General features: G+C 66.2%; 3 protein-coding genes, 1 tRNA gene and 2 rRNA genes (1 of these 6 cut by a window edge). 1 reads left to right on the forward strand and 5 read right to left on the reverse strand.

From position 1 onward, the window contains the following. Positions 1 to 213: 213 nt before the first annotated feature. The gene (locus tag OG510_RS09130; RefSeq protein WP_406136276.1) at positions 214 to 5,703 is read right to left on the reverse strand and encodes a HAMP domain-containing protein; all 5,490 of its coding nucleotides are present in this window, start codon (positions 5,701 to 5,703) and stop codon (positions 214 to 216) included. 263 nt (positions 5,704 to 5,966) lie between these two features. Here OG510_RS09130 and OG510_RS09135 point away from each other — a divergent pair, with 263 nt between their 5' ends. Continuing rightward, positions 5,967 to 8,624: a SpoIIE family protein phosphatase gene (locus tag OG510_RS09135; protein ID WP_406136277.1), complete on the forward strand. Its 2,658-nt coding sequence runs from the start codon at positions 5,967 to 5,969 to the stop codon at positions 8,622 to 8,624. Between the two features lie 61 nt (positions 8,625 to 8,685). Here OG510_RS09135 and OG510_RS09140 read toward each other — a convergent pair. The 4 genes from OG510_RS09140 to OG510_RS09155 all read right to left on the reverse strand — a co-directional run. Then, a tRNA-Thr gene (locus tag OG510_RS09140) sits at positions 8,686 to 8,758 on the reverse strand. A gap of 95 nt (positions 8,759 to 8,853) precedes the next feature. Continuing rightward, positions 8,854 to 9,531 carry a DegT/DnrJ/EryC1/StrS family aminotransferase gene (locus tag OG510_RS09145; protein WP_406136279.1) on the reverse strand — a complete coding sequence of 226 codons (678 nt, stop codon included), beginning with the start codon at positions 9,529 to 9,531 and terminating at the stop codon, positions 8,854 to 8,856. Between the two features lie 96 nt (positions 9,532 to 9,627). Beyond that, positions 9,628 to 9,744: ribosomal RNA gene (rrf, locus tag OG510_RS09150) — 5S ribosomal RNA — on the reverse strand. 78 nt (positions 9,745 to 9,822) lie between these two features. Continuing rightward, positions 9,823 to 12,219: ribosomal RNA gene (locus OG510_RS09155) — 23S ribosomal RNA — on the reverse strand; it runs 728 nt beyond the window's last position.

Here is a 12,219-nt window from a genome sequence, read left to right on the forward strand (position 1 = left end):
GGGGACAGCTCCGTAACGCCGTCCGTCCTTGTGCCGGTCATGGTAACCGCACCCCGCCTGTCGCCACACCCTGTCACCGTGATGTCACCGCGATGTCACGGCGCTCGTATGCAGAAACGCGCCGGGAGACCAGAAGGTTCCCCGAATGCGCCCCTCTCACACGCCTTCAGCCACAGTCAGTCAGCAACTCCTGAAGATTCACTCATCAATCGATCACTCACCGCGCATCCACTGCTCCATTACCGTGAGCAAATGGTCAGGATCCACAGGCTTGGTGACATAGTCGGAAGCACCGGATTCGATGGCCTTCTCCCTGTCGCCCTTCATCGCCTTCGCGGTCAGCGCGATGATCGGCAGCCCGGCGAACTGCGGCATCCTGCGGATCGCCGTCGTCGTCGCGTAACCGTCCATCTCCGGCATCATGATGTCCATCAGCACGAGCGTCACATCGTCGTGCTGCTCCAGGACTTCGATGCCCTCGCGCCCGTTCTCCGCGTACAGCACCGAGAGCCCGTGCTGTTCGAGGACGCTGGTGAGCGCGAAGACGTTCCGGATGTCGTCGTCGACGATCAGCACCTTCTCGCCGTTGAACTGGAAGACCCGGCGCGGCTCGGCCGGCTCCTGGGGCTCCTCGGCCCAGGTCTCCGGCTCAGCGGTCGCCGCCTGCACCCCTGAACTGGCGGGCAGCGCAGGCTGTCCGCCGGACGGCCCCAGCGACCTGCGGCGCCGGCGGAACAGCTCAGCGGGACCGCCTTGGCCGTCCGTGGGCGCCATGCCGGGCGCCTGGCCCGCTTCGGCCCGCGACGCCCCCTCGTCGGCCCCGCCCGGCGACCGCTCGAGACCGCCGCCAGGAGTCAGCTGCGGATACCCCTGAGGAGGCAGCTCGCTGCCGTGCAGCGGCATGTACAGCGTGAACGTCGAACCACGGCCCGGCTCGCTCGCCGCGTGGATCTCACCGCCGAGCAGCCGTGCGATCTCCCGGCTGATGGACAGACCGAGCCCGGTCCCCCCGTACTTGCGGCTGGTGGTCCCGTCCGCCTGCTTGAACGCCTCGAAGATCACCCGCATCTTGCTGGCCGCGATACCGATCCCCGTGTCGGTGACCGAGAAGGCGATCAGATCCCCGTCGGCCTCGCGCAGCGAGCCCGCTTCGAGCAGCTGCTCACGGATGGCGTTCGGCACATTGGCGTTGGCCGGCCTGATGACCAGCTCCACCGCCCCGGTGTCGGTGAACTTCACCGCGTTGGAGAGGAGGTTCCGCAGCACCTGCAGCAGCCGCTGCTCGTCCGTGTGCAGCGTCGCGGGCAGTTCGGGCGAGACCCGTACGGAGAAGTCAAGGCCCTTCTCGGCCGTCAGCGGACGGAAGGTGGCCTCGACGTAATCGACGAGCTGGACCAGTGCGATCCGGGTCGGGCTGACATCCATCTTGCCCGCCTCGACCTTGGACAGATCCAGAATGTCGTTGATCAGCTGGAGCAGATCAGAACCCGCGCCGTGAATGGTCTCCGCGAACTCCACCTGCTTCGGCGAGAGATTTCCCTCGGCGTTGTCGGCGAGCAGCTTGGCGAGAATCAGCAGCGAGTTCAGCGGAGTACGCAGCTCGTGCGACATGTTCGCCAGGAACTCGGACTTGTACCGCATCGACACGGCCAGCTGCTCGGCACGCTCCTCCAGGACCTGCCTGGCCTCCTCGATCTCGGTGTTCTTCACCTCGATGTCGCGGTTCTGCTGGGCCAGCAGTTCGGCCTTCTCCTCCAGTTCGGCATTCGACGCCTGAAGTGCCTTCTGCCGGTTCTCCAGTTCGGCCGAACGCTCCCGCAGCTGCTCGGTCAGCTCCTGCGACTGCTTGAGCAGCACCTCTGTCTTCGAGTTGACGCTGATGGTGTTGACGCTCGTCGCGATCATTTCCGCGATCTGGTTGAGGAAGTCCTTCTGGATATGCGTGAAGGGCTGGAACGAAGCCAGCTCGATCACACCGAGGACCGTCCCGTCGAAGAGCACCGGCAGCACGATCACATGGGCGGGCGGCGCCTCACCCAGACCGGACGAGATCTTCAGGTACCCCGGCGGCACGTTCTCCACCAGGATCGTGCGCTTCTCCTCGGCGGCCGTACCGATGAGCGTCTCGCCCGGCCGGAACGTCGTCGGCATGGAGCCGGCCGAGTAGCCGTAACTGCCGTGCATCCGCAGCTCGTACGCGTTCTCGTCGCCCGCGCCGCTCTCGGTGGCCGAACCGGTCGGCACCGCCAGGAAGAACGCTCCGTGCTGGGCGGAGACGACCGGCGTCAGCTCGCTCATGATGAGCGACGCCACGTCCACCAGCTCCCGGCGCCCCTGCATCAGCCCGGAGATACGCGCCAGGTTGCCCTTGAGCCAGTCCTGCTCCTTGTTGGCGACGGTGGTGTCACGCAGGTTGGCGATCATCGTGTTGATGTTGTCCTGGAGCGCCTGGATCTCGCCCGCCGCATCCACATCGATCTTGAGATTGAGGTCGCCGCGGGTCACCGCGGTGGCCACGGCCGCGATGGCGCGCACCTGACGGGTCAGGTTCCCCGCCATCTCGTTCACCGACTCGGTCAGGTCGCGCCAGGTGCCGTCCACGTCCCGCACCCGGGCCTGCCCGCCCAGCTGGCCCTCGGTGCCCACCTCACGGGCCACCCTGGTCACCTGCTCGGCGAAGCTCGACAGCTGGTCGACCATCGTGTTGATGGTGGTCTTCAGCTCCAGGATCTCGCCCTGGGCGTCGATGTCGATCTTCTTCGTCAGGTCGCCCTTGGCGATGGCCGTGGTGACCGTGGCGATCTGGCGCACCTGCCCGGTCAGGTTGGACGCCATCGAGTTCACCGACTCGGTGAGGTCCTTCCACGTACCGGAGACCCCCGGCACCCGCGCCTGGCCGCCGAGCGAGCCGTCCGTACCCACCTCACGCGCCACCCGCGTCACCTCGTCCGCGAACGAGGACAGCGTCGTCACCATGGTGTTGACGGTGTCGGCGAGCTGCGCGACCTCACCGCGCGCCTCGACCGTCACCTTCTTGGTCAGATCACCGTTGGCGACCGCCGTGGCGACCTGCGCGATGTTCCGCACCTGACTGGTCAGGTTGTTCGCCATCAGGTTCACGTTGTCGCTGAGGTCTTCCCAGATGCCGGTGACCCCGCGCACCCGGGCCTGGCCGCCGAGGATGCCCTCGGTGCCCACCTCGCGCGCGACCCGCGTCACCTGCTCGGCGAACGACGACAGCTGGTCGACCATCGTGTTGACGGTCGTGACCAGTTCGAGGATCTCGCCCTTGGCGTCGACGGTGATCTTCTTCGAGAGGTCGCCCTTGGCGACCGCCGTGGTCACCTCGGCGATGTTCCGTACCTGCGAGGTCAGATTGTTCGCCATGAAGTTGACGGACTGGGTGAGGTCCTTCCAGGTGCCGGAGACCCCCTGGACCTCGGCCTGGCCGCCCAGGATGCCCTCGGTGCCCACCTCACGCGCGACCCGCGTCACCTGCTCCGCGAACGACGACAGCTGATCGACCATCGTGTTCAGGGTGTTCTTGAGCTCCAGGATCTCGCCCCGGGCGTCCACGTCGATCTTCTGCGACAGATCACCGCGGGCCACCGCCGTCGCGACCTGCGCGATGTTACGGACCTGAGCGGTGAGGTTGCCCGCCATCCCGTTCACCGAGTCGGTCAGATCGCGCCACACCCCGGCCACCCCGGGCACCTGCGCCTGACCACCCAGCCTGCCGTCCGTACCGACCTCGCGGGCGACCCTGGTCACCTGCTCGGCGAACGCCGACAGCTGGTCGACCATCGTGTTGATGGTGTTCTTGAGCTCCAGGATCTCGCCGCGCGCGTCCACGTCGATCTTCTGCGACAGATCACCCCGGGCCACCGCGGTGGTCACCTGGGCGATCTGGCGCACCTGCGACGTGAGGTTGCCGGCCATGAAGTTGACGGAGTCGGTGAGTTCCTTCCACGTACCGCTGACACCGTCCACCCGGGCCTGCCCGCCGAGCCGGCCCTCCGTGCCCACGTCACGCGCCATCCGCGTCACCTGGTCGGCGAACGACGAGAGCTGCGCCACCATCGTGTTGACGGTGTTCTTCAGCTCCAGCATCTCCCCGGCCACGTCCACGGTGACCTTCTGCGACAGATCACCGTTGGCGACCGCCGTCGTCACCTGCGCGATGTCCCGCACCTGCCCGGTGAGGTTACGGAAAGCCGTGTTCACCGAGTCGGTGAGGTCCTTCCAGGTGCCCGCGGCGCCCGGCACCTCGGCCTGCCCGCCGAGGCGGCCCTCGACCCCGACCTCACGCGCCACCCGGGTCACTTCGGAACCGAAGGACTGCAGCTGGTCCACCATCGTGTTGACGGTGTTCTTCAGCTCCAGCATCTCCCCGGCCACGTTCACCGTGACCTTCTGCGACATGTCACCGTTGGCGACCGCCGTCGTCACCTGGGCGATGTCCCGCACCTGCGTCGTGAGGTTGCGGAAGACGGTGTTGACGGAGTCGGTGAGATCCTTCCACGTGCCCGCGGCGCCCGGCACCTGCGCCTGGCCGCCCAGCAGCCCCTCGGCACCGACCTCGCTGGCCACCCGGGTCACTTCGTCCGCGAAGGTACGCAGCGTCTCGGTCATCTGGTTGATCGTCTCGGCGAGCTGGGCGACCTCGCCGCGCGCGCTCACCGTGACCTTCTGCGAGAGATCCCCGTTGGCGACGGCCGTGGTGACCTCCGCGATACCCCGCACCTGCGACGTCAGGTTCCCGGCCATCGTGTTCACCGAGTCGGTGAGGTCCTTCCACACGCCGGCCACACCCGGCACGGCCGCCTGACCGCCCAGCTCGCCCTCCGTGCCCACCTCACGCGCGACCCGGGTCACCTCGGATGAGAACGAGGACAGCTGGTCGACCATCGTGTTGACGGTGTTCTTCAGCTGGAGCATCTCGCCGGCCACATGGACGGTGACCTTGCGTGACAGATCACCCCGGGCGACGGCGGTCGTGACGAGAGCAATGTCACGTACCTGCGCGGTCAGCCGGTACGCCATGGTGTTCACCGAATCCGTGAGGCCCTTCCACGAACCGGACATACCTCGCACCTGGGCCTGGCCGCCGAGCTTGCCCTCGGTGCCGACCTCCAGCGCGACACGCGTCACCTCGTCGGTGAACGCCGACAGCTGGTCCACCAGGTTGTTGACCGTGCGGGCGACCTTCAGGAACTCGCCGCGCAGCGGCCGCTCCACCCCGTCCATGGCCTGCGAGCGCAGGTCCATCCGCTGTTCCAGATCACCCTCGGCCACCGCCGACAGCACCCTGCCGACCTCGGAGACCGGCCGCGCGAGATCGTCCACCAGCTCGTTCGACGCGTCGATCGCGACCGCCCAGGAGCCCTCAAGGGCGCCCGTCTCCAGCCTCTCCGTGAGTTTTCCCTCACGGCCGACCATCCTGCGCACCCGGGCGAGCTCGCCCGTCAGATGGAGATTCCGGTCGGCGACCTCGTTGAAGACAGCCGCGATCTCGGCCATCGTCCCTTCGCCCGAGACCGTCAGACGCCGCCGGAAGTTGCCGTCGCGCATCGCGGCCAGAGCTGTCAGAAGTCTGCCCAGGGCGGCGGTATCCACTTCAGTTGTCCCGTGGTGTCGCTTTTTTGGCGACTGTCCGCTTTTTGCGCGCGTGTTCTTGTCACGCGCCGCCGTGCCAGACTCCACCGTGTCCCTCCCGCAGGGGTTGGCCGTACTGCCCGGGGCTGTACCGAGAAGCTTGCCCAGTGTTTCACCATGGCAGGACCAGGCCATAACAGTTCGGCAGCTTTGCATACCGTCCCCGCCCACTCCGGGCGGAAACCCCGTAACCGGCATCCGCACGGACCGCGAAGGTAAGTAACCTGGCATCCGGCTGTCCAACCGTCCCGGTCCGCCCGGCGGGGGCGGAGGCACCAGTACTACCACCGGGCAGCGAGGGGCGGGCCGACATGGCAGAGCCGGGCGTCGAGACGCGTACGAGGAGTTCTGTGATCACCGCGCGGGCGGCTGCCAGTTTCGAACCGGTCGGACGGTCGGTAGCGACCGCCCGTACCTTTGTACGTGACACCCTCCAGGGGTGGGGTTATTCCGACGTCGTCGACGACGCGGTCGTCCTCACCAGCGAGCTGGTCACCAACGCGGTGGTCCACGCGGGCACCAACGCCGACGTCCTGTGCCTGCGGACCGAAGAGGGCATCCGGGTGGAGGTCGCCGACCACTATCCGGAGCGTGAGGTCCCGCTCCAGGGCAGCGGCCAGTCCTTCGGCAACCCGGACCGGGAGGGCGGCCGCGGACTGCTGCTCTGCGCGGCCCTCGCGTCCCGCTGGGGCGTCGACTACACACCCACCCAGAAACAGGTGTGGTTCCAACTCGACCTGCCGCAGCGCGCGGTGGGCGCCCGCTCGGCAGGACCGCTGCTGCCCGCCGAGCTCCTCCCGGTGGCCGACGGACGCGTCCGGGTGGCCGTGATCCAGATCGACGCGACCGGCGCCGTCTCCTCCTGGAACGAGGACGCGACGGAGCTCTTCGGCCACCCCGCGGACCAGGTCGTCGGCAAGCAGCTCACCGACTTCGCCGCCTGGCCGCACACCCCCGGCACCGGCACCGGCATCGCCGACGCCCTCCAGCTGTCCCGCTGGGAGGGCAGCTACGGCATCCGCACCGCCGACGGCAGAGTCGTCCCGGTGTACGCGTCGCACCTGCGGGTACGGGACGCGCAGGGCGAGCCGAGCACCGTCTGTCTGCTGGTCAACGACTACGAACGCGCGGTCCTCCAGACACCGGCGCGCACCCCGCAGAACGACTCGAACTCCTTCACCGACCACCGCACCACCGACCCGTTCGAAGTCTTCATCGGCTCCCCCGCCCCCGACGACCTCGACGGCCTCCTCCAGCGCACCGTCGAGCGCGCCCGGGACATGCTCGACGCGGACGCGGCGTTCCTGCTGCTCGCGACGGACGACGAGACGGAGCTGGAAGTACGGGCCACGACCGGCCTGCCCTCGGCCCGCCAGCGCTTCGCCCGGGTCCCGGTCGAGGCGGGCACCGGACGGTACGGATCGGCGCGGATGCCCGCCGTGCACGAGGACCTCGCGGCCGTGCCCGGCGCCGTCCCCCTGCTGAACGGCACGGGCATGCGCTCGGTCGTCACGGTCCCGCTCAAGGTCGAGGGCCGCCTCACCGGCTCCCTGGGCGTCTCGACGGAGGCCCCCGGCCGGTACTCGAACGAGCAGGCGCTGCGTCTGCAGTTCGCCGCCGACCGCATCGCGCTCGCCGTCGAGTCGGCCCGGCTCGGCGAGCTGGAGAAGCTGCGCCGCGGCTCGCTCTCGTTCCTCGTCGAGGCGTCCGACCTGCTGGCGGGCACCCTCGACCGCGACCAGACCCTCGCGCTGATGGCGCAGATGACGGTGCCGACCCTGGCCGCCTGGTGCGCCGTCTACACGATCGCCGACCAGTCGTCGGAGCCGTACCTCTCCTATGTCCTGCACGAGGACGAGGAGCGCATCGACGGCCTCAAGGCGCTGCTCTCCCGGATCAGCCCGCCCGAGCCCGTCCCGACCCCGGGCGCCCGGAGCTGGGCCGCTCCCGGTGAGGCGGCGCACCAGGCGGCGCTGACGTCGTCGATGCGCAGCCTCGGTCTCGGGTCGAGCCCGGCGCTCGGCTCGGGCATCGGCACCACGCTCGCCACCGCCGCAGCGGTCGGCGGCGAGACCGTCGTCCTGCCGCTGGTCGCCCGCAACCGTGTCATCGGCATGCTGACGCTCGGCAAACCGTCCGACGACCACTTCCGCCAGGAGATCCTGGAGCTCGCCGAGGACCTCTCGCGCAGGGCGGCGCTCGCGCTGGACAACGCCCGGCTGTACTCGGAGCGCACCGCCATCAGTCAGGCCCTGCAGCGCAGCCTGCTCCCGCCGGGCCTGCCCGAGGTGCCCAATGTCGAGGTGGAGGTCATCTACCGCGCTGCGGGTGAGGGCAACGAGGTCGGCGGCGACTTCTACGACCTCTTCCCCATCCGGGACGGCGCCTACGGCTTCGCCATCGGCGATGTCTGCGGTACGGGCCCGGAGGCGGCCGCCGTCACCGGCCTGGCCCGCCACGCGCTGCGGCTGCTCGCCCGGGAGGGCTTCTCGGGGCCCGCCGTCCTGGAGCGGCTCAACGCCGCCATCCTCGACGAGGGCGCCCGCAGCCGCTTCCTGACGCTCCTCTACGGCGAGCTGTGGCCCCAGGAGGACGGCAGCGCGCTCCTCAAGGTCGTCTGCGCGGGACATCCGCTGCCCCTGCGGCTGCGGCAGGACGGCACCGTGGAGCCGGCGGCCGAGCCGCAGCCGCTGCTGGGCGTGATGGAGGACCTGGAGCTGTACGAGCAGTCCGTGACCCTCGAACCGGGCGACGTACTGCTCTGCGTCACGGACGGCGTCACGGAGCGCCGCGAGGGCACCCGGATGCTCGGCGACGACGGCCTGGCCGATGTGCTCAGCACCTGCACCGGTCTGACGGCGGGCGCGGTGGCCGGCCGTATCCTGCGCGCGGTGGAGCGGTTCGCCGCCGAACCGGCGTCGGACGACATGGCGATCCTGGCCATGCGCGTCCCGGAACCGCCCAAGTAACCGCCCAAGTAGCGGATACGCGAAAGGCCCCCGCCAACCGGCGGGGGCCTTTCGGTGTGAGAGCCCCAATACGGAATCGAACCGTAGACCTTCTCCTTACCATGGAGACGCTCTACCGACTGAGCTATTGGGGCGCAGCAACGAGATAGATCATACCCGAAGTCGAGGGTGCTTCCCGCCATCACGCCACCGCCGTTCCACGGCCCCACGTCGACGCCAAGCCGCCTGTTCAGAGGGCGGGTTGGAGCAGACCGCCGAGCGCGTTGCAGGACGAGACCATGCGCTGCAGTTCACGCCGGCGCAGCGAACCGTGCACCGGAAGCGCGAGAGTCTCGTCGGCGGCCCGCTCGGTCTCGGGCAGCCGCACATCACGCCGGAAGGCGGGCATACGGTGAACCGGCGTCGTCACGGGCACCTCGCACCCCACTCCCCTGCGCCGCAGGGCCTGCGCGAAGGCATCGCGGTCGGGGCGCCCGTTGCCCGGCACCCGCACCACGTAACGCTGGTACGTATGGGCCGGGTTCGGCACCGGTGTGCGTACGCCGGTCAAGCGGTCGCGCAAGTAGGCCGCGTGAGAACGGCGTTGCTCGACTTCGTCCGCCGCGGCGACAGCGTCGCCGGGCCCGATGACCAGGAGCCCATGGGTACGCCCGAGTTCACCGATCCGCGCCAGGTCCGGCGGGTGCCCGAAGGCGGCGGCCGCCACCACGGCGGTGGTACGTGAGGTGAGTACGGCAGCGACCGCATCCGGGTCGAGGCAGTAACTCCCGGGATCTATGTCGGCGAAGACGGGCCTGGCCCCGGCCATCACCACGGCTGCGGCAGCTTCGGCATCACCGTACGCCGACACGACGACCTCGTCGCCGACTCCGACGCCTGCGGACTTCAGGAACCTCGCGGTACTCATGACTGCATGCTGCGGGGCGTACGTGAACACCAAGTGACAGGGCATAAAAAAACGTCGGCCCCTGAACCGAAGTTCAGGGGCCGACGTTGAAAGATTGTTCGGCGGCGTCCTACTCTCCCACAGGGTCCCCCCTGCAGTACCATCGGCGCTGAAAGGCTTAGCTTCCGGGTTCGGAATGTAACCGGGCGTTTCCCTAACGCAATGACCACCGAAACACTATGAAATTAACCAACACCGGATACAACACGGTCGTTCGTTATTTCAGAACTAACACAGTGGACGCGAGCAACTGAGGACAAGCCCTCGGCCTATTAGTACCAGTCAGCTCCACCCGTTACCGGGCTTCCACATCTGGCCTATCAACCCAGTCGTCTACTGGGAGCCTTAACCCCTCAAAGGGGGAGGGAACACTCATCTCGAAGCAGGCTTCCCGCTTAGATGCTTTCAGCGGTTATCCTTTCCGAACGTAGCCAACCAGCCATGCCCTTGGCAGGACAACTGGCACACCAGAGGTTCGTCCGTCCCGGTCCTCTCGTACTAGGGACAGCCCTTCTCAATATTCCTACGCGCGCAGAGGATAGGGACCGAACTGTCTCACGACGTTCTAAACCCAGCTCGCGTACCGCTTTAATGGGCGAACAGCCCAACCCTTGGGACCGACTCCAGCCCCAGGATGCGACGAGCCGACATCGAGGTGCCAAACCATCCCGTCGATATGGACTCTTGGGGAAGATCAGCCTGTTATCCCCGGGGTACCTTTTATCCGTTGAGCGACAGCGCTTCCACAAGCCACTGCCGGATCACTAGTCCCGACTTTCGTCCCTGCTCGACCCGTCGGTCTCACAGTCAAGCTCCCTTGTGCACTTACACTCAACACCTGATTGCCAACCAGGCTGAGGGAACCTTTGGGCGCCTCCGTTACTCTTTAGGAGGCAACCGCCCCAGTTAAACTACCCATCAGACACTGTCCCTGATCCGGATCACGGACCGAGGTTAGACATCCAGCACGACCAGAGTGGTATTTCAACGACGACTCCACAACCACTGGCGTGGCCGCTTCACAGTCTCCCACCTATCCTACACAAGCCGAACCGAACACCAATATCAAACTGTAGTAAAGGTCCCGGGGTCTTTCCGTCCTTCTGCGCGAAACGAGCATCTTTACTCGTAGTGCAATTTCACCGGGCCTATGGTTGAGACAGTCGAGAAGTCGTTACGCCATTCGTGCAGGTCGGAACTTACCCGACAAGGAATTTCGCTACCTTAGGATGGTTATAGTTACCACCGCCGTTTACTGGCGCTTAAGTTCTCAGCTTCGCCACACCGAAATGTGACTAACCGGTCCCCTTAACGTTCCAGCACCGGGCAGGCGTCAGTCCGTATACATCGCCTTACGGCTTCGCACGGACCTGTGTTTTTAGTAAACAGTCGCTTCTCGCTGGTCTCTGCGGCCACCCCCAGCTCACACCGTAAAGATGATCACCAGGAAATGGCCCCCCTTCTCCCGAAGTTACGGGGGCATTTTGCCGAGTTCCTTAACCATAGTTCACCCGAACGCCTCGGTATTCTCTACCTGACCACCTGAGTCGGTTTAGGGTACGGGCCGCCATGAAACTCGCTAGAGGCTTTTCTCGACAGCATAGGATCATCCACTTCACCACAATCGGCTCGGCATCAGGTCTCACCCACATGTCATCCGGATTTACCTGGACAACGGGCTACACCCTTACCCCGGGACAACCACCGCCCGGGCTGGACTACCTTCCTGCGTCACCCCATCGCTTACCTACTACCACCTTGGTTCAGCGGCTCCACCACTCCCCTTTCCCCGAAGGGTCCAGGACGGCTTCACGGCCTTAGCATTAATGGGCTCAGTATTGGGCGTTTCAAAGCGGGTACCGGAATATCAACCGGTTGTCCATCGACTACGCCTGTCGGCCTCGCCTTAGGTCCCGACTTACCCTGGGCAGATCAGCTTGACCCAGGAACCCTTAGTCAATCGGCGCACACGTTTCTCACGTGTGTATCGCTACTCATGCCTGCATTCTCACTCGTGAACCGTCCACAACTCGCTTCCGCGGCTGCTTCACCCGGCACACGACGCTCCCCTACCCATCCCAGCCCCCGTTAGAGGTATATGCTGGAATGACACGACTTCGGCGGTACGCTTGAGCCCCGCTACATTGTCGGCGCGGAATCACTTGACCAGTGAGCTATTACGCACTCTTTCAAGGATGGCTGCTTCTAAGCCAACCTCCTGGTTGTCTCTGCGACTCCACATCCTTTTCCACTTAGCGTACGCTTAGGGGCCTTAGTCGATGCTCTGGGCTGTTTCCCTCTCGACCATGGAGCTTATCCCCCACAGTCTCACTGCCGCGCTCTCACTTACCGGCATTCGGAGTTTGGCTAAGGTCAGTAACCCGGTAGGGCCCATCGCCTATCCAGTGCTCTACCTCCGGCAAGAAACACACGACGCTGCACCTAAATGCATTTCGGGGAGAACCAGCTATCACGGAGTTTGATTGGCCTTTCACCCCTAACCACAGGTCATCCCCCAGGTTTTCAACCCTGGTGGGTTCGGTCCTCCACGACCTCTTACAGCCGCTTCAACCTGCCCATGGCTAGATCACTCCGCTTCGGGTCTAGAGCGTGCAACTCAAACGCCCTATTAGGACTCGCTTTCGCTAC

Source organism: Streptomyces sp. NBC_01089 (assembly GCF_045162975.1).
Taxonomy (GTDB): Bacteria; Actinomycetota; Actinomycetes; order Streptomycetales; family Streptomycetaceae; genus Streptomyces.